The sequence below is a fragment of the Sanguibacter sp. 25GB23B1 genome (genome assembly GCF_040012415.1).
Classification (GTDB): Bacteria; Actinomycetota; Actinomycetes; order Actinomycetales; family Cellulomonadaceae; genus Sanguibacter.
The window spans coordinates 41394-60176 of record NZ_JBDYKL010000014.1; the positions used below are offsets into that span (position 1 = coordinate 41394).

Annotated in this window: 13 protein-coding genes; 3 read left to right on the forward strand and 10 right to left on the reverse strand. The window is 68.4% G+C overall.

All coding sequences use genetic code 11. The features are described 5' to 3' along the window. Positions 1-43: 43 nt before the first annotated feature. Both ABKW26_RS09840 and ABKW26_RS09845 read right to left on the reverse strand, forming a co-directional pair. Positions 44-910, reverse strand: a complete 867-nt coding sequence (locus ABKW26_RS09840) for an AraC family transcriptional regulator (protein ID WP_348593177.1) — start codon at positions 908-910, stop codon at positions 44-46. Positions 911-1035: 125 nt separating this feature from the next. Next, on the reverse strand, positions 1036-2037 hold the full coding sequence (locus ABKW26_RS09845) for an LLM class flavin-dependent oxidoreductase (RefSeq protein ID WP_348593179.1): 1002 nt from the start codon (positions 2035-2037) through the stop codon (positions 1036-1038). A 727-nt stretch (positions 2038-2764) separates the two neighbouring features. On the opposite strand from ABKW26_RS09845, the gene ABKW26_RS09850 reads away from it, so the two are divergent. Together ABKW26_RS09850 and ABKW26_RS09855 are read left to right on the forward strand one after the other, a co-directional pair. After that, positions 2765-3124, forward strand: coding sequence for a hypothetical protein (locus ABKW26_RS09850; RefSeq protein ID WP_348593180.1), 360 nt, complete (start codon positions 2765-2767; stop codon positions 3122-3124). A 56-nt stretch (positions 3125-3180) separates the two neighbouring features. Then, positions 3181-4203 carry an ImmA/IrrE family metallo-endopeptidase gene (locus ABKW26_RS09855; RefSeq protein ID WP_348593182.1) on the forward strand — a complete coding sequence of 341 codons (1023 nt, stop codon included), beginning with the start codon at positions 3181-3183 and terminating at the stop codon, positions 4201-4203. 13 nt (positions 4204-4216) lie between these two features. On the opposite strand, the gene ABKW26_RS09860 is transcribed toward ABKW26_RS09855, so the two are convergent. The 4 genes from ABKW26_RS09860 to ABKW26_RS09875 all read right to left on the reverse strand — a co-directional run bounded on the left by ABKW26_RS09860 (position 4217) and on the right by ABKW26_RS09875 (position 13253). Beyond that, positions 4217-5155 (reverse strand): hypothetical protein, encoded by a 939-nt coding sequence (locus ABKW26_RS09860; protein WP_348593184.1) that lies wholly within the window; start codon positions 5153-5155, stop codon positions 4217-4219. 774 nt (positions 5156-5929) lie between these two features. Continuing rightward, positions 5930-6895, reverse strand: a complete 966-nt coding sequence (locus tag ABKW26_RS09865) for a thymidylate synthase (protein WP_348593186.1) — start codon at positions 6893-6895, stop codon at positions 5930-5932. A gap of 1051 nt (positions 6896-7946) precedes the next feature. Then, positions 7947-12107, reverse strand: coding sequence for a family 16 glycoside hydrolase (locus ABKW26_RS09870; RefSeq protein WP_348593188.1), 4161 nt, complete (start codon positions 12105-12107; stop codon positions 7947-7949). Between the two features lie 120 nt (positions 12108-12227). Then, entirely contained in the window at positions 12228-13253 is a 1026-nt protein-coding gene (locus ABKW26_RS09875) for a YafY family protein (protein ID WP_348593190.1), read from the reverse strand. 87 nt (positions 13254-13340) lie between these two features. Here ABKW26_RS09875 and ABKW26_RS09880 point away from each other — a divergent pair, with 87 nt between their 5' ends. Next, positions 13341-14090 carry an alpha/beta hydrolase gene (locus ABKW26_RS09880; protein ID WP_348593191.1) on the forward strand — a complete coding sequence of 250 codons (750 nt, stop codon included), beginning with the start codon at positions 13341-13343 and terminating at the stop codon, positions 14088-14090. Positions 14091-14138: 48 nt separating this feature from the next. On the opposite strand, the gene ABKW26_RS09885 is transcribed toward ABKW26_RS09880, so the two are convergent. The 4 genes from ABKW26_RS09885 to ABKW26_RS09900 form a co-directional block, all read right to left on the reverse strand. Then, positions 14139-15203, reverse strand: a complete 1065-nt coding sequence (locus ABKW26_RS09885) for an LLM class flavin-dependent oxidoreductase (protein WP_348593193.1) — start codon at positions 15201-15203, stop codon at positions 14139-14141. A 17-nt stretch (positions 15204-15220) separates the two neighbouring features. After that, a complete protein-coding gene (locus ABKW26_RS09890) occupies positions 15221-15424 on the reverse strand; it encodes a hypothetical protein (protein ID WP_348593195.1) in 204 nt (67 codons plus the stop codon). 89 nt (positions 15425-15513) lie between these two features. Further along, positions 15514-16233 carry a response regulator transcription factor gene (locus ABKW26_RS09895; RefSeq protein ID WP_348593197.1) on the reverse strand — a complete coding sequence of 240 codons (720 nt, stop codon included), beginning with the start codon at positions 16231-16233 and terminating at the stop codon, positions 15514-15516. Next, complete coding sequence (locus ABKW26_RS09900; protein WP_348593199.1) at positions 16230-18758, reverse strand: DUF4118 domain-containing protein; 2529 nt, start codon at positions 18756-18758, stop codon at positions 16230-16232. The genes ABKW26_RS09895 and ABKW26_RS09900 overlap by 4 nt, the downstream gene beginning before the upstream one ends. Positions 18759-18783 lie beyond the last annotated feature (25 nt).

Sequence of the window (18783 nt, forward strand, 5' to 3'; positions counted from 1 at the left end):
GGCCGCGCGCGCCCCGGCGGCTCGTCGCCGGCGGGCTGATCCGTCAGGCGCGTTCGACAGGGAGCCAGAGCTCGCAGGTGGCAGTGCTGAAGTCGTCGGCGCGGTCGAGAACTGCGACGATCGACGGCCCTGGGCGCAGTCGCCAGGGGTTGGACGGAAACCAGTCCGTCGCCGTGGCCGCCCATGCCGACTGCAGAGCAGCCGGATAGTCGCCCTCGGTGCGGAACACCGCCCACGTGCCGGCAGGAACGTCGATCTCGTCGAGATCGACGGGTGTCTGGGTGCTCTCGGTGACGGCAGCTCCGTGAAGGTAGGTGAGCTCGCTGCCCTCGGAATAGTCCGGGTCGACGTCAGCGCTCACCTGGAGCAGGCCGACCGGTTCGGTGTCGCTCAGCACCTTGAGCCGAGCGTGCTCGGTCGCGGGCAGCGAAGCGATGTGTGCCTGGATGTGCGGGTTGACGCCCTCGTGGACGAGAGGCACGCGGGCGGCGTGGCCGACGAGCCGGAACGCCGGTCGCTCTGCGATGCGGGTGTGCATGGTGATGTTCCCTTCTACGGTCAGGCGGAACCTGAGCTGCGGTTGTGTGCGAAGGGGACCACCGTCTCGTCGGACGTCGCCAGGGCTGACGCCGTGCACGGACCGGAACGCTCGACCGAAGGCCTCAGCCGACCCGTACCCGTACCGCACCGCGATGCTCAGCAGGTCCCCGTCTCCGAGGACGTCTGCAGCCGCGACAGCCATGCGGCGACGTCGGACGTACTCCGACAGCGGCATGCCAGCCAGCGACGAGAACATCCGCCGGAGGTGGTACTCCGTGGTGCCGAGCTCGGCAGCCACCCCAGCCACGTCGAGGTCGAGGGTCAGACGGTCCTCGACCAGCTCGACCAGTCTGTTCAGCTCGGCGATCACGGCTACCCCCTTCGACATCCACTCTCCCGGGTCGTCTCGAGCGGCACCCGACTATCGCGGTCCGATCCGATCGCTTCTGCCGTCACAGACCGCCGGTCCGACGGTGGGCGGCCGGTGACGCCAGGCTAGATGGCGGCGTGGGCGTGCGCGAGGAGCTCGACGGACCTGAGGCGCGCGGACGTCGACAGCGAGGAGTGCGCCACGATGACCTCGTCGGCGTCGGCCGCGCACGCGAAGTCGTTGACGTACTCGGCGACCTCGGTGCCGGTGCCGACACCGGTGTAGGTCGCCATGCTCGCGACCTGCGCTCCTGCCGGAGAGTCGAGCAGGAGGTCGAGCTCGTCGTCGGTGAAGGTGCGGTCGATCGGGATCTGCCTGCTCTGGCGCAGCATCATCAGGAGGCGGGCGCGCTTGGCTTGCGTGTGCTGCTCGTGGGCGTCGTCGCGGTCGTCGGACGCGATGGCGTTGACCCCGGCGATGACGTAGGGCTGCTCGAGCTGTGGCGACGGCTGGAACTCGCGCCGGTAGGCGGCGACCGCGTCGTGCAGTGCAGCAGGCGCGAAGTGGGAGGCGAAGGCGTACGGCAGGCCGAGGGCGGCTGCGAGGTGCGCCCCGAACGTGGACGATCCGAGGATGTAGAGAGGCACGTGGGAGCCGGCGCCTGGGGTGGCGGTGACGCCGGGCACGCGCGACTGGCCGGCGAGGAAGGCCTGGAGCTCGACGACGTCCTGGGGGAACTGGTCCGATGCAGCAGGGTCGCGGCGCAGCGCCCGGAAGGTGGCCTGGTCCCCGCCAGGTGCACGTCCGAGCCCGAGGTCGATCCGTCCGGGGTGCAGGGCCTCGAGCGTGCCGAACTGCTCTGCGATCGTCAGGGGCGAGTGGTTGGGCAGCATGACGCCGCCTGCGCCGAGACGGATCGTCGACGTCTGGCTCGCGACGTGAGCGATGAGCACGGAGGTCGCGCTCGACGCGATGGAGCTCATGTTGTGGTGCTCGGCGTACCAGACGCGCTCGTAGCCGCTCTTCTCGGCCTGCTGCGCCAGTGCGACGGACGCCGCGAAGCTCTGTGCCGCAGTCTCGCCAGGGGCGATGGGGGCAAGGTCGAGGATCGAGAGGGGGAGGGTCATGGTTGAGACAACCGCCGGCTCGTAGGTCGTGTTCCTGGGCGCGGCGAGACGGAGGTCACTCGACGGTCGCCGGCGGTGGCTCGTCATGTCGTGATCCGAGCAGGCTCCGAGGTGCGCAGAATCTGCGCCATCGCACAGGCGTGGCAGCTCTCCCCGACTGGTATGACCGCTCACGGTGCCCGCGAGACAGCCGACTGTCCAGCCAGTCAGTCCGCCGCCTCCTCAGCGCAGCGCTGCCACCAGCGGTGCGAGCACCTGCGCCTCCTCGGCCGTGAAGGCCTTGCCGACCTGCTGTGCGATCTACCTCTCGACGATGGTCAGGAGTGACCGACACCTCGGTGGCACCCTCGCCACCGTTCCCGGCGACGTCAGTCGCCGAGGCGGTGAGCGCGTGGGTGCCGAGGCCGTACGTCCAGACCGAAACCGCGACGTCCGCACGGGTGGTGGTGGCGACCCCCGACCCAGGCTCCGGATCGCTCACCGCGCAGCCGATGAACCCCTTGTCCGCGCGCTCCGCATGGGGGTCGTCGACGACGTAGTCACGCCCTAAGTCGTCGAGTCCCTCCTGCGGACGATCGACCGGACACCTCGGGCGCTCCGACTGCCGCACGAGAGATCGCGCGCACGCCAGAGTTAGCAAGCGCGTTCACTGCTAGACAGTCCGCGGGCGGTGCCTACACAGGCTCCGCGTCCGGTGTGTCTCCACACGCGATACGGGAGCCGGGCTATGCTCACACAGAAGCTGTTCATCGCCATGGAAGGGCCCATGATCCTCGCGTTCAGCAGTGCTCATCTCCGCGACATATGTGAAGACCCAAGCGCTGCGGACGCCCAAATGGGCAAGGACCGCGCTGGGCTCCTCCGTGACCGACTTGCGGATTTAAGTGCGGCCGACACGTACGATGACCTTCTCGCCGGCAGTCCTAGAATTGAAGGAAGCTTCCACGAAGAGTTGCGAATCAACATCGGCACCCGTGGGGTGATTGTCTTGCACGCAAATCACCTTCGAACACCGCTCGATGAGCACGAGCGTATCGATTGGAGTAAGGTGTCGTATGTCAAGGTTGTAAAGGTGGAACTCCAATGACAAATGGACTCGCACCCAGGTGGGCATCGGCCCCTGGGTCGACAATAAAAACTATCATGGCGGAGCGAGATTTCAGCGTCGAGCATCTCGCCTCCGCCCTACAGACTCCCGTTGCCGAGGCGGAAGCCCTTCTCATTGGCGACGCCAGGATCAATGCCGATCGAGCTGCAAGGCTTAGTGCCGCGCTAGGTGCATCCACCCGCTTCTGGCTCACCAGGGAAGCTGAGTATGTCGAAGACCAGATTCGTGTCATGGCAGCCGAGTGGTCAAGCAGCCTGCCGCTCCGGCAAATGCGCAACTTCGGTTGGATAGATCGCACTTCAGGATGGCGCGAAGAGATTGACGAGTGTCTTCAATTCTTCGGCGTCGAGGACTTCGAAGAGTGGCAAAATCGGTATTGCTCACAATTCGCTGGTGCACACTTCAGGAAATCACCAACATACGCAAATGAAGAAAACGCTACACTGGTCTGGTTCCGTGCAGGCGAACGAGCAGCTGCGTCACTCGCCACAACCTCTGACTTCTCCCCCTCGGGGCTCCGTGCAAGATTAGGCGAACTCCGAAATCTGACACGTTTGGCTGACCCTGCCAAGTTCATCCCCGCGCTACAGAGCGTCTGCAGCCAAGCAGGACTTGCGGTAGTCGTCGTTCCCGCTCCCGACGGATGCCGCGCAAGCGGCGCGACTCGGTGGATCCACGGCAGACCCTTGGTGCAACTGAGCGCCCGTCACCTCAGCGATGATCACCTTTGGTACACGTTTTTCCATGAGCTAGGACACGTCTTATGCCACGCAGACTTGGATGAGACGTTCATCGACGGCGATGCCGATGAGAGCGGCGATGCGGTCGAGGCTGAGGCCGACGAATTCGCAACCCTGGCATTATTTGGCGAGTTCCCGCAACTCGAAAACGAGCAGCCCATCCAGTACCGAGACGTGATTCGAGCAGCGAAACGTCTAGGCGTAAGCGCCGGAATACTCATCGGTCAACTACAGCACCGTAACGTTATTCCGCACGAACGCTTCAATCGGCTCAAACGTCGATACCAATGGAACGGGACGTCTCTCGTCGAGAAGTAGATCCAGCGAGCACCTAGCCAGCAAAGAAGACGTACCTGGAGGGGCTCTTCTGCCAGTTACACAGTGCGTCCTCTAGGACGTCCGGGGTCGTGCTAAGTGTTGTGCTCAAAGCAGTGAGGTCGGCCTCAAGTTCGCGGACAGACACTGTCGCTTCCAGCGTGCTGTACAAAAGTAGCTTTGCACCCGCCTTGGGACCCGTCGCACCGCTATCTAAGTGGCACGTGTCAGGAACGATGTCAGCCAGGTCGAGCTTGTATAACATCGTCAGATAGTCAAATCGACCTATGCGTCCAAACCGAGATACCTGCGCCATAGAACGGTACAAGGAACCAAACCGTTCCTGCGGCGTTGCAGTCCTAATAGCCGCACTTTGATAAAGCGATCGGTGGCTCCGACCAACCCAGTCGACATAGGTCTCAATGGCGTACCCTGTGGCCTCACCGGAAAGACTCTCGTACTTCCGGTGATTTCCGAATCGCCCCCCTTCAGCACGTAGTGCGTCGCGGTATGCATCGAGCCAACTACTCACAGCAGTAGGGTTACGCGACACAGTTTCCCAGGTCCACTGCTCACCGGCACCCAACTTGTTGTAGAAGTCGCCACAGAGCTGCCATTGTGTTCGCCGGTTGCGGGCGAAGTGGGCCGAGAGAAACACAAGCCAGCAAGCTTCGTCGTGTTCCCCTTGCCGCGCCTTTAGGATCGCACCCCGTAGGGGATCGAATGACAATCCGCGGGCAGTGAGCGCCGTTTCCGACACTGGCCGTGATTTCAGGAGTGAAATGAAACCGACGCGCCTCTCCGAGTCGATTATTTGCGCGATGAATGTCGTCCTGACCTGTTCGCTTCGCAAAGCCCGCAGTTCCCGATGGTCGCCCTCAAATCGGAGCAACTGTTCTCGGATTTTTTCAGCGCGGGGCTGATCCTTCTCGCGAATCGCTGGTCGGCTAGACAATCGCCCTACCTACTTCCTCACCAATGCCTCGCATCACCGCGGTGGTGACGCCAAAACTACTTTGCAGATTATGGTTGAATCCTACTACTCTGATCTCTCGACCTAAGTCTCGACCTGCGATGTGTGTGATGATTCCATCCCATCGGAGGCCGACGACCGGCTTACCATCCTTCCGGGGGAGGTTCAGGGAAGGGACATTTACAGGCTCGAGCGCGGACCCCGTTGACGTAGTGAATGCGTCTACCACGGACCGCCCGTTAAGCACCAAGAGCTCAAGCCGTGACGTCGCGATCATTTCTATAAGTGTCGCGCGACCGCGAGCAATAAGAACTTTCCTGGCCAGAGGAGGAAGGAGCCCCCACTTGGTCCCTGTAGCGTACGGGACAAGGTCTAGGTGTGCCGCCAGGTTGCCTCGATAGTATGAGTGACTGCTGACCGAGAGAACTTTCTCGAGCACGTCGAACCAACGGCGATATGGATTGGCCTGGAAGTACCTGCTGCACGATTTGGCGAGGACCCGGACGGTGTGTCCGTCAGCTTCACCCCATGTGCTGAGGTCTAGTGATTCTAGGGTCTCGAGTCGCCTCTGGTGACCTCGGAGAGCCTTGCCCGATGCATCGACGAACTCAAGATTGCTCGGATTAATTCCAATGGTGGCAATTCTCGCGTGCGAAATATCGCCGAAAAATGGAACGGGAGAGGCCCAGGAAACTACGTCACTTGCAATTGGCTCGTGTGCAAGTTGCCCAGTCAGTGCTGCGAACGTTCCTAACACTAGTGACGCCCTCTCGTGTACTTTCGGTTAAGTAATTCCGCCATAGGCTGAAGCGTAACCTCGCTGTAGAGGCGGTCCGCTTCGTCTTCACTGCCCGCCTGCTTGCGATTGTACGCGGACAGAATGCGAGCGAGATCTGCCCAGTATTGGTGTGCCGGCAGATCGATCTGGTCGGCGAGTCGCCCGTTGCGGGCCTGCTCTTCCGCCCGAAGCAGTTCTGCGATGCCTTGCCACGGGCTTCCATCAGGCATCGGATCCATTGGGTTCATGGTCGACTGGAGCCCCTCGCTAATGAACTGGCGAGCAGGCTCCAGAGCACTAGCGTAGAGATGCAAGCTTGCGGCAAAATGGGTGTAACTCCCGACGGCTTTTCCTAGGTCGCGGGCGACAATCTCCTGGAGCATCGTGAAGGCAAAAATATCGTGCACTAGCCCGAGCCAAGCGTCATTCGATCGCATGGAGACTACAGCGTGAACGGCCTCGTCTCGAATGAGGAACTGCACGGTGCTGGTGCACGGTATATCGTGGTATCGGGTCTGGAGCATGTCGGTCTTATCGAGAATTTGTATCACGACTCGGCGCGAGGAGGACTCTTTTCGCAGACGAGATATTGCATTGTGGACCTGGTTGTCCGCGCCATTGCCGAACAAACGAGGTCCATATCCTCCGTGAATCGTCCCGTCTGCCTCCATAAAGCGTTGGTAGTCGGGTAGGTACGGGACAATTCCAGCAGCGTGGTTCGAGCCGCTTAGATACCAACAGAGCTCAGCCAAGGGACTCACGGCCCGGTGGCGAGACTCGCTCCGCGACACCCGGTTTAGCGGCTGCCGCAGAAGCAGCGAGGCACCGATCACCTCCAGGCTCTTGCCCTGGGTGTTCGTGCTCGAGTGTCCCTCGCTCAAGATGTAGGAATAGACGTGGTGCAAGAGGTCGTCGAGGCTGTCTGCCTCACAGTGGAGACTCACTACGCTGGGACCTCCCCGGTCTGAGAACGACGCGCAACGGCGCGTGTGCCCCGAGTCTAGGGCTTTCGGAGGCCCCCGTGTGAAGCGTGCCTTGATCTTTTGCCCACCGCCGCCTGGCAGTCATCTGTGTCGAAGAATCGCGGATCTGCCGGGCGCAGAGAACTGTTAGCGGTCCAGTGCGCGGGATCGTGGTGGTCCGAGACCATGCCGCAGTGCACTCTACAGGCCGCAGGATCCATCCCGGTGGCATACATGGGTTGTCGCCTCGCGCTCCTCGCTCCTCACGCTGACTGATGCGATGACTGCGCGGTCCACCTCCTTGGGACGGATAGACAGCTCGTCAAGCTTTGGCAGGCTCGCGACCGGACGGATGCGAATGTGCTATTCGATGTGGTTCCCGCGGGCCGTCTTCTGCCGTCCCGGACATGGGCTCTCCCGGTGCAGTGGTTCGGAGTCTAGGGTTTTCTACACTCGGCACGTTCAAAGGGCTGAGGCCGTTGAGAGAGTGATCTGAGCGTGGAAGCCCGAGCACGGCGATCCCGCACACGCGCTCGACGATCCGGCGTCGTTCCCAGCAGATCGCCGCGACCTGGCGGATCAGCCGCGGAAGGAGTCGACGGTGCGGTTTTGGACCCTGCGCTCAGCGAATTGGGCGATCTCGTCGGTCACGTCGTCGAGTTCGAAGTTGTGACGGTAAGTGCGGACTGCGACGAAGAGGCGGCGTAGCCGACCATCGACTCGGCACAGTCAGTGCATCAGTTGACGACCCCCACCAGGCTGTTGGCACCGCAAACTCGCTAGCGCCAAGGGCGATACGGGACGGCCCGTACTCCACGGTACCGGTGCATGCGCTGCCGCGCCCTGGAATTCGGCCCGGAAGCCCCTCCCTCCACTTGACCTCACGAGCGTCCAGGGTCTCGACGTCAGGTTGCCAGGCTACGCACCGCCACCGACGTGTCGGCACGCAGTGCGACCCGCGCAGCTGGAGGAGCCCGGCAACACCTGCCGGGCTCCTCCAGCCGATCGTCCAGCCGGTCAGCCACCCGCCTCCTCAGCGCAGCGCCGTCACCAGCGGTGCGAGCACCCGCGCCTCCTGGACGGTGAAGGCCCTGCCGGCTTGCTGCGCGATCTGCCTCTCGACGATGGTCAGGAGCAGCCCGCGTGCTGTGGCGTTGCGCGTGTGCTCGGCCAGCACCAGCACGCCGTTGATCACCACCGTGGGCAGGCAGCGCTCGCCGAAGGTGCTCACGAGCGACCGCAGCGACCGGAACGTGACCGTGACCGACAGCTCGGTGGCGCCCTCGCCGACGTTCCCTGCGACGTCGGTCGCCGACGCGGTGAGCGCGTGGCTGCCGAGGCCGTACGTCCAGGCCGGGACCGCGACGTCCGTGCACGTGGTGGTGGCGACCCCCGACCCGGGCGCCGGATCGGTCGCTGCGCAGCCGATGGTGACCTTCTGGTCCACCGTGTAGCTGCCGGCGTTGCTGGTGAAGGCGACCGCGGGCGCCACGGAGTCCACCTTGACGGCCAGGCTGACCGGCTCCTCGACGGCACCGAGCGTGTCCGTCGAGCGGAAGGACACGGTGTGCTCACCCTGACCGGGGACGACGAACGGCGCCTCGTAGGTGAGCCAGTCGCCGTCGCCGATCCGGTACTCCGTCGACGCGACGCCCTCGGCGTCCTCCGCCGCGAGCGTCACCGTCGGCTCGACCGTGTGCCACCCGCCCACGGGCTCGGGGCTCACCGTGGCCGTCGTCACGGGTGGTGAGATCACGAGCGCCTCGCCGACCGTGAGGTTGTCGAGGTTGACGTTCCCGTCGTCCCCGTCCTCGTAGCGCAGGGTGACGGCGTTCGCGCCCGCCTGCAGTGGGACGTTGACCGTCACGGTCGACCACACCGACCACTGCCCCGTGCTCGGCAGGGTGACCTGCCCGAGGTCGGTGCCGTCGACGTGCAGCGAGACGGTCTTCGGCCCGTCGAACGGGTTCGGGCCGTTCGCGTAGCGCACCGTCACCGGGTACGTGCCCGCGGCGTCCACGTCCACCGTCGCGGTCACGCCTGCACCGAGGGTCTCGAAGCCCTGCACGTAGCCGGAGCCGGTGTACCCGGCGTGCTCCGTGCCGACCTTCGCCCCGCCGTCGAGCTCACCGTCCTCGAGCTCGATCGCACCGGACGGCTCGGACGTGGTCCGGATCCGCACGTCGCGGTAGGAGACCGCCTCGCCGGCCCCGTGGTTCTGCAGGCCGATGAAGCCCGAGGACAGGTCGCGCGCCGGGTCCGTGCTGGTGAACTCGTTGACGAGCACGCCGTTGAGGTGCACGCGGATCGTGTCGCCCTCCACCTCGATCTCGTAGGCGTTCCACTGCCCCACCGGGTTGAGCGCCTGGTCGACCGCGTCGGCGTCCGCCCCCTGGAAGGTGTAGATGGCACCCGTCGTGCGGTCCGCCTCGTCGCTCGCGTCGATCTGGATCTCGTAGCCCTGGTTCACGGCGACCCACGGGTCGTTCCCCGGGTTCGGGAAGCCGACGAACACGCCACCGTTGTCGTCCTTCGAGAGCTTCCAGTCGAGCTTGAGGCTGTACTCGCCGAACTCCTGCTCCGTGTACCAGAGCAGGCCGAGCCCACCCTGGGTGCGCAGCGTGCAGTCGGCCTGCCGACCGAAGCCACCGGGCCCGGCCAGACGCCAGCCGTCGAGGCTCGCGAGCCTGCCGTCGAAGAGCGCGGTGTAGCCGTCCTCGGGCGTGCTCGGTGCGCAGATGTCCGGGTCGGCACCGACGCGCAGGACGTCGATGTTGACGTTCCCGTCGTCGCCCTCGTCGTAGCGGAAGGAGATCGTGTTGACTCCCGCACGGAGGTCCAGCTCCCGGGTCAGGGTCCCCCAGGTCTTCCAGTCCCCGGTGCTGGGGAGGTCGACCGGGTCCACCTCGACGCCGTTGACGTACAGCGACATGCGCTTGGTCCCTGCAAAGGGATCGGGCCCGTTGGCGTACCGCAGGTGGACCGGGACGGTGCCGGCCTCGTCGACCTCGGTCGTGAAGGTCACGGACGCACCCGGGGCCTGGAGACCGGCGGTGAACCCGGAGCCGGAGTAGCCGCTGTGGTCCATCGCGATGCCGGCGCCGCCGAGCATCTGCGCCTCCTCGGCCTCGTGGTAGCCGAGGTCGTCCGGGGCCTCGTAGCCGGGGAGGGTGTTGAGCGTATACCAGGCCTCCGTGCTCCAGAGCTCGGCACCGTCGGCGTCGGTGAACGGCCGCGGCGAGCGCAGGTGCACGACGCGGTCCGGCTTGAGGCCGTCGACGGTCAGGCTGACGGTCGTGCGGTCCTCGGACACCTCCGCCCCGGTGACGAGCAGCACCTCCTCGTCGATCTTCGGTCCGCCGTACTGCTGCGTGGGCATGTAGCGCCACTGCTGCACGTCGTAGCCGGCCTCGGCGTCCTCCGTGATCCGCTGCACGGTGTCCTCCGAGAGCGGCTGGGTGTAGACGACGTCGAAGCCGTCCTCGGTGACGCTCATCGACGTCATGTCGAAGGCGTTCGTCCCGTTCGGGGTGAGCTTCTGCAGCCCGTAGGTGAGCTTGCCCGCCTCGCTCCAGTTGCCCGCCTCGCCGATCCCACCGACGTAGACGGCGCCGTCGGGGCCGACGACGGTCCGGTTCACGCCGGCCTGGAGCCCGGCGGTGTGGCGGAAGGCTGCTCCCTGGTACTCGCCCTCGACCTCCTCGAGGAACGCCCGCTGCAGCCCGCCGTAGGTGACGTCACCGAAGAGCATCTGGCCGGCGAACGGCCCCTCCTCGAGCAGCACGGGGTTGCTCGGCGAGTTCGAGATCTCGTTCTGGGGCAGCCACAGCACCGGCTTGGTCACCGGGTTGGCGTCGAAGGGTCCGGCCGGGTTCGAGTAGTGGTTGAAGAACCTGTCCTGCTCGACGTGGAGCAGCTTCGACGACGGCAGCCACGCGCCCTGGTTGTCCATGACGAACATCTCCCCCTGGGGACCCCAGCCGAGCCCGTTGGGGGTGCGCAGACCGCCGGCGACGTAGGAGACCTCACCGGTCTCCCGGTCGATCTTGATGCTCGTCCCGCGGTTCTCGGCGGGCTGCGGGTTCGTCGTCGCGCCGCCGTTGTCGATCGCGACCGACAGGGTCACGTAGAAGTAGTCGGCGTCGTGGAGGAGACCGAAGGCGAACTCGTGGAAGGTGCCGCCGTACGGCCACTCGGCCACCGTGCGGTGCTCGAGCAGCCCGTCGCCGTCGGTGTCCGGGGTGAGCTCGGTGAGACGGTCCCGCTCCGAGACGTAGAGGGACCCGTCGACGGACGCGACGCCCATGGGGTTGAGCAGGCCGGTGGCCACCTTCGTCACGGTCACCTGATCGGCGGTGGTCTCCCCCGTCACGCCGCTGAGCACGAACACCTCGCCCGGCTCCGGGTCGGGCACCGGTCCGCTCGGGCTCACGGATCCTGAGGTCACGAGCACGAGGTCGCCGCTGTCGGTCCAGTCGAGCGCCGAGACCATGGGCTCGAAGCCCTCGGGCAGGAGGTCGGTGAGCGTGTAGTTGGGGTGGACGGCGTCCAGCCGCAGCCCGTCCCCGGGGGTGTCGGTGTCGCCGACGCAGGACTTGGTCCCCGGCGCGGTGACGCGCACGACGTCCTGGTCGGTGCTCAGTGCCGTCGACGGCACGACGACGAACGCGTCCGAGCCCGGTGCGCGCCACTCCAGGCGCAGGGCCTGGTCGTAGCCCGCGTCGAAGTACTCCACGAGCAGGTCGTGGTGGCCGGCGGTCAGCGTGACGGCACCGTCCTTGGGGAGCGACGCGTGCAGGCCGTCGTTGTCGACCACGAGCTGGTCGTCGATGACGAGCCGGGACCCGTCGTCGCTGGTCAGCCGGAACGTGTACTCACCGTCGACGGGCGCGTGGAGGGTGGCGATCGCGTCGGTGCGGAAGTTGTCCGTCGCGCCGAACTGCTCGGTCGTGGTCCAGTCGATCGTCTCCATGAGCTTGTCGACGTTCGGGGTCGTGCCGGGCCGGATCTCGCAGATCGCCTGCTGCGGCACCCCCAGGGCGTAGGTCCGCAGGGTGACCCCCGGCTGCTGGGGTGGCAGCTCGTCGGCGGCCGCGGCCGTGGGCAGGACTGTCGCCGTCACCGCCGAACCGAGCAGGGACAGGCCCAGCAGGGCCGCGAGGGCCTTGGGGCGTCGAGCTGTTCGTGATCGCACTCTTCCTCCTTGAAGGGTGGTGGTCCAGCGGCAGAAAACTGGGAGCCTGCTGTGGGTCGCCGTTGACCATGGGATGACCGTAGGGGCACCTTTTACCGATCGTCAAGCAAAAGCCGCAAACTAGGCGTCGACATCTCGACGTGGTTGCGCACATTCCGGCGGGGTGCCCAATCGCGCGGAGGCGACCGCGCCGCGCGCCGCACTCTCCCGGAGACGGTCGGACAGCGCGAGGACCTCGTCGCGCAGGGCGTCCGGGGTGATCACCTCGAAGTCCCAGCCGAGACCGGCGAGCATGCACGCCATGCCGTCGAGGTGCTCGGCGCGCGCCTCGAGGAGGACGCCGTCGGCGTGCTCGCTCAGCCGTCCCACGCTCGGGGGCAGTCGCTCGCCCGCGTCCGCGAGGGTGGTCCGCAGCACCACGGAGACCTCGTACGACCACCCGACCGCCGCGATGCCCGAGACGACCTGCGTCCTCGCGTCGAAGTCGGCGGGCACGTCGAAGGAGCCGTCGCCCTGCTCGACCGAGGCGATGCGGTCCAGGCGGAAGGTCCGCACGTCGTCGCGGCCGTGGTCGTGCCCGGTCGCGTACCAACGGCCGGAGTGGAAGACCAGGCCGTAGACGTCGAGCACCCGCCGCGACTCCCGTCCGTCCCAGGCGGTGTACGCGATGACCACGGTGCGCCGCGCCTGCGCCGCCGATGCGAGACCGAGCAGCGCGTCGGCGCCGACGGGAGCGACGGCACGGACCGAGGTCGTGAACTGGGCAGTCGACAGCAGGCTGTCGAGGCGCCGGCCCAGAGCCCGCGGCAGCACCCGCGACACCTTGGCCAGCGCGCTCACCGCCGCTGTGTGGTCGGTGGTGGCGAGCCCCGCGCGTTCCGCCGCCCGGAGGCCCAGGACGACGGCGAGGGCCTCGTCGTCGGTGAGCATCAGGGGCGGCAGCTTGTACCCGGGGGCGAGGCTGTAGCCGCCGTACCTGCCCCGCTGCGCCCGCACGGGGATGCCGAGGTCGGCGAGGTGCTCGGCGTAGCGCCGGACCGTGCGCTCGTCGACGTCGAGCCGAGCAGCGAGATCGCCGACCGTCCGCTGCCCGCCCGCCTGGAGCAGCTCCAGCATGGCGAGCACGCGAGCGGTCGGGCGGGTCATGGGTCTCCTCGGCGCTGCTCAGAGCTCGATCAGGCAGATTTTCATACCGGGCTGAATCTGTCCACAAACGAGCCTAGCGTTCCCCTCATGAACACCACCACAAGCACCACCTACGTCCTCGTCCCCGGCTTCTGGCTGGGCGCCAGGGTCTGGCGGCCCGTCGCAGACATGCTCAGCGAGCGCGGCCACGTCGTGCACGCCGTCGACCTCACGGGCATGGGCGAGCGCGCCCACCTCGCCTCGCCCGAGACCGACCTGACGACCCACATCGACGACGTCGTCCGCCTGCTCGAGGAGCAGGACCTGCACGACGTCGTGCTCGTCGGCCACAGCTACGGCGCCCTCGTGACGACCGGCGCGGCGGACCGCGTCCCTGAGCGCGTCGCACGCCTGGTCTACGTCGACACGGGCCCCCTGCCCGACGGCATGGCACAGGCCGACTTCGAGGGACCGGACGCGCGCACGGAGAACGACGCCCTCGTCAGGACCCACGGGGAGGGCTGGAGGCTCCCGCCGCCGCCCTGGGCCGTCCTCGCCGCCGACGTGCCCGAGGTCGACGACGCGGCCGTCGCCGCGCTCGTCGACGGCTCGCGGCCGCAGCCCTGGCGGACCGCCACCCAGCCGGTCACGCTCACCGGCGCCTGGGAGCGGCTGCCACGGACCGGCGTGCTCTGCAGCTTCAGCCTCGAGCAGCTGCAGCAGATGGCACCGCATGCTCCCGTGTTCGCGCACATGATCGACGGCGACTGGACCTACGTCGAGCTCCCGACGTGGCACTGGCCGATGGTGAGCCGACCGGCGGAGCTCGCCGAGGTGCTGGAGTCGGTCAGCGCCTAGGTTCGGTGCCCACCACCGAGGAAGGCGCAGCGCGCCGCCGTCCGGGTGTCAGCCGACGAGCCCCGCCAGGCTCTCCAGCGCCGCCCACGGGTCGGCGCCGGCGAGGATGAGGACGACGGCGTCGGCTCCGGCGTCGTGCAGCTGCCCGACCCGGGCGCGCGCCTGGTCCGGCGTGCCCGCGACGGCGAGCTGCTCCACCCAGGCGTCCGGGAGCGCGGCGGCGAACTCCGCCCGGCTCGCGGAGCCGGCGCGCAGCGCGGCGAAGTCGTCCGCGAAGTCCAGGGGCGCGATGTGCGGGGCCCAGTCGGGCTCGCCGATCCACTCGAGCGCCGGTCGCGCCACGTCGAGGGCGCGCGCCCGGTCGTCGTCGATGCTCGCGACGTCGTAGACGACCACGCGGGCGTCGGGGTTCCCGACCTGCGCGAGCGCCCCGCGGATGTACTCGGGTGTCGCGGGCTCCGCGAGGACGATCCCGTCGGCGACGCGGCCCGCGAGCGCGAGCGACTTCGGGCCGCGCACGCCGGCGAGCACCGGTGGGACGTGGGCGGCCGGGCTCTCGAGGACCACCCCGTCCAGGCGCACGTAGGTGCCGTCGACGGTGACCTCCTCGCCGCGCAGCAGGGCGTCGAGCGCCGTCATGGTCTCCTCGAAGGAGCGCAGCCGGCTGCGCACGGTGGCGTGGACCTGCTCCATCCATACCGAGACGCCGTGCCCGACTCCCGCGTGGACGCGCCCGGGGAAGAGCTCGGCGAGGGTGTTGAGCTCCATCGCGGTGAAGGCGACGTTGCGCGCGGCGGCCGGCAGGATGCCGATGCCGACGCGGATCCGTGACGTGACCGCGAGCGCCGCGGCGGCCTGGGCGATGCCGCCCCGGAAGCCGAGGTCCTCGACGACCCACAGCTCGTCGAGCCCGATCTGCTCCGCGCGGCGCGCGAAGTCGAGGACGGACGCGGCGGGGAGGTCGCGCGGCAGGACGACGCCGACGGCGCGGTCGCGGCGGCGCGGACCCGTCGCGCCCGTGATCTCGGCTGCGGTGACGCCGGAACGCGCATCGGTGCTGGTGGGGGCGGCGGGACCGGGTACAGGGCGGAGTGCTGGGTCGGAGGTCGTCACCGTCCGACGGTCGCACATCAGGCGCTGAGAAGCATCTCCTCCTGGCGCTCCGGCGCGTCGTGCTCGCTCGAGCGGGACCCGATCTGCCCGAGCGCCGCGGGCACCGGCTCGAGCCCGAACTCGCACCGGACGGTCGCCTCGCTGCGACCCTTCGCGACGGCGAGCGCGGCCACGAGGACGTCGATGATCTCGTCCTTGGTCTTCTCAGGTGTGGTGGTCATCTCGGTGCTCCGATCGTGTGATGCATCTCTGATCGGCTCGGCCGGTGGATTCGTGAGGAGTCCGACGGGACGTCGCGCATCACCCCTGGTCACACCTCGAAGAGGTACCCCATGCCCGGCTGGGTGATGATGTGACGCGGCGCGGACGGGTTCTCCTCGAGCTTGCGGCGCAGCTGCGCCGTGTACACGCGGAGGTAGTTCGTCTCGGCGGAGTAGGCCGGGCCCCACACCTCATGGAGGAGCTGCACGTGCCCGACCATCCGGCCGCGGTTGCGGACGAGCACCTCGAGCAGGGACCACTCGGTGGGGCTCAGCCGCACGTCCGTCCCCGCGCGCTGGACCCGGCGGCGTGCGAGGTCGATGCTCAGGTCGCCCGCCTCGACGACGGGCTCGTCCGGGCTGGCGCCGTCGGCAGGGGCTGCGCGCCGGACCGCTGCGCGCAGCCGCGCGAGGAGCTCGTTCATGGCGAACGGCTTCGTCACGTAGTCGTCTGCGCCGGCGTCGAGCGCGTCGACCTTGTCGTCGCCGAGCTGGCGTGCGGAGAGGACGACGATGGGGACGCGGCTCCACCCACGGATGCCCTCGATGACGTCGAGGCCACCGAGGTCGGGCAGCCCGAGGTCGAGGAGGACGACGTCCGGGTGCACGCGAGCGGCGGCGTCGAGCGCGCTCGCCCCGTCGGTCGCGGTCGTGACGTCCCAGCCGTGGGCCCGGAGGTTGATCGTCAGGGCGCGCACGAGCCCCGCGTCGTCGTCGACGACGAGGACACGGTTGCCGGGAGCCGCGACCGGGCGGGCGGGACCGCTCATGCTGCGGCCGCCGGCTCGTCGGACGCCTCGGGCGCGGTGGGCAGCGTGAGCACCATGGTGAGTCCCCCTCCGGGCGTGTCGTCGGCTACCAACGTAGCGCCGACGGCCTCCGCGAGGCCGCGCGCGACGGCGAGCCCGAGGCCGAGGCCGCCGGGCGACGCGTCACCGAGACGTTGGAAGGGCTCGAACATCCGGTCCCTGCTCTGCTGGTCGAGGCCGGGACCACGGTCGGCGACGCGGAGCTCGACCTCCCCCGGTCGGCGCGAGGCGGTGATCCGCACGGGGACGCCCGGCGGAGAGAAGCGGACGGCGTTCGCGGTGATGTTCGCGACGACGCGCTCGACGAGGCCGGCGTCGGTGAGGACGAGCGGCAGGTTGTCCGGGACGTCGAGGAGAACCTCCTCCGCCGTGAACGGCTCGACCGCGAGGGGCACGAACTCGTCGACGGACCACGGTCGCAGCGCCGCGCGCACGCCTCCGGCCTGGATCCGCGAGAGGTCGAGGAGGTTCGCGATGAGCCGTTCGAGCCGCGTCGTGGACTCGGCGATCGTCTCGAGCAGGGCGTAGCGGTCGTCCTCGGCGATCTCGACGTCGGGTGACGCCAGCCCGTCGATCGCGGCACGGATCGACGCCAGCGGCGTGCGCAGGTCGTGGGAGACGGCCGCGAGGAGAGCGGTCCGGGCGGCGTCGGCCTGCTCGAGCGCAGCAGCCTGGGCGGCCTGCTCCCGCAGGCGCCGGTACTCGAGCACGACCCCGGCCTGCGCCGCGAACGCCTCGAGCACCCGGTGGTCGCTCGCCGGCAGCGCCCGCCCGACCGCGACCAGACGGCGGTTCACGCTGATCGACAGGGACGTCTGCTCCGCCCCGTCGGGGGGCCGCGCGGCCGTGCGCTCGGTGCGGGCGACGACCGTCCACGGCCCGCCCTCCGCGCTGCGCTCCTCGAGGCGGACCTCCGGGACGGCGAAGGTCTCGGCGAGCCGAGAGACCACGGCCTCGGCCGTGTCGTCTCCGGACAGCACGGACCGCGAGAGCGCGGCGAGTGTGGACGCCTCGGCACGGGCCCGGTACGCCTGGGCGGACCGGCGCGCCGCCAGGTCGACGACCGACGCGACGGCCGCCGCCACGAGCAGGAACACGACGAGGGCGAGCAGGTTCTCCGGGTCGGCGACCGTGAGGCGGCCCGTCGGGGCGGTGAAGAACCAGTTGAGGCAGAAGAACGAGGCGACGGCCGCGAGCACGGCCGGCCAGAGACCGCCGACGAGCGCGACGCCGACCGTGCCGGCGAGGAAGAGCATGAGCTCCGTCGGCAGCGACGCGGTCTGCACGCCCCACTGCAAGGTGGCCGCGAGCGCCGCCGGCAGGAGGGGGGCGAGGACCCAGCCCGCGGCCTGGCGCGCGGTCGACAGCGGGGACCAGCCGCGCCGGAGACGGGCACCCGCCCGGGCGCGCTCGTGGGTGACGAGGTGGACGTCGATGGCACCGGCGAGCTGGGCGATCTGCGCGCCCGACGACCCGAGGACCGCCTCGCGGAGCCGCGAGCTCCGGGAGACGCCGACGACGATCATCGTCGCGTTGACGCCGTGCGCGAAGTCGACGACCGCGGAGGGCACGTCCTCGCCGACGACCGTGTGGAACGTCCCGCCGAGATCCTCGACGAGGGTGCGGTCGGCGGCGATGGCGGCGGGTCCGGCGGAGGGTAGCCCGTCCGTCGCGAGGACGTGGACGGCGAGGAGCTCCGAGCCGGCGGCGCGCTGGGCGATGCGTGCGCCGCGCCGCAGCAGGGTCTGCCCCTCGGGGCCGCCGGTGACGGCGACGACGATCCGCTCGCGGGCCGGCCAGGACTCTGCGATGGCGTGGTCGGTCCGGTACTTCGTCAGGGCGTCGTCGACGCTGTCCGCCAGCCACAGGAGCGCGAGCTCGCGCAGCGCTGTGAGGTTGCCGAGGCGGAAGTAGGAGGACAGGGACGCGTCGATCTGCTCGGCCCGGTACACGTTCCCGTGGGCCAGGCGGCGGCGCAGCGCGTCGGGCGGGAGGTCGACGAGCTGGACCTGGTCGGCCGCCCGCACCACGTGGTCGGGCACGGTCTCGCGCTGACGGACGCTCGTGATCCTCTCGACGTCGTCCCCCAGGGACTCGAGGTGCTGCACGTTGACCGTGGTCACCACGTCGATGCCGGCGGCGAGCAGCTCGTGGACGTCCTGCCAGCGCTTGGGGTTGCGGGAGCCGGGCACGTTCGTGTGCGCGAGCTCGTCCACGAGCGCGACCTCGGGGGCCCGCTCGAGGACGGCGGCGACGTCCATCTCGTCGAGCACCGTGCCGCGGTAGGCCACGCGCGCCCGCGGGACGGTCTCGAGGTCGCCGACCTGCGCCGCCGTCCCTGCTCTGCCGTGGGTCTCGACGAACGCGATGACCACGTCCGTCCCGCGCGCGCGGCGCCGGTGCGCCTCGTCGAGCATCGCGAAGGTCTTGCCGACGCCCGGCGCGGCCCCGAGGTAGACGGTGAGGCGTCCGCGACGAGCGTTCATGCGGAGACTGCTCTCATGGGGACAC

Excerpts from the sequence above, each read along its gene's own strand:
- ABKW26_RS09900 (WP_348593199.1), bottom strand. The coding sequence starts at position 18,758 with ATGAACGCTCGTCGCGGACGCCTCACCGTCTACCTCGGGGCCGCGCCG.
- ABKW26_RS09855 (WP_348593182.1), top strand. The coding sequence starts at position 3,181 with ATGGCGGAGCGAGATTTCAGCGTCGAGCATCTCGCCTCCGCCCTACAG.
- ABKW26_RS09880 (WP_348593191.1), top strand. The coding sequence starts at position 13,341 with ATGAACACCACCACAAGCACCACCTACGTCCTCGTCCCCGGCTTCTGG.
- ABKW26_RS09845 (WP_348593179.1), bottom strand. The coding sequence starts at position 2,037 with ATGACCCTCCCCCTCTCGATCCTCGACCTTGCCCCCATCGCCCCTGGC.
- ABKW26_RS09850 (WP_348593180.1), top strand. The coding sequence starts at position 2,765 with ATGCTCACACAGAAGCTGTTCATCGCCATGGAAGGGCCCATGATCCTC.
- ABKW26_RS09895 (WP_348593197.1), bottom strand. The coding sequence starts at position 16,233 with ATGAGCGGTCCCGCCCGCCCGGTCGCGGCTCCCGGCAACCGTGTCCTC.
- ABKW26_RS09875 (WP_348593190.1), bottom strand. The coding sequence starts at position 13,253 with ATGACCCGCCCGACCGCTCGCGTGCTCGCCATGCTGGAGCTGCTCCAG.
- ABKW26_RS09890 (WP_348593195.1), bottom strand. The coding sequence starts at position 15,424 with ATGACCACCACACCTGAGAAGACCAAGGACGAGATCATCGACGTCCTC.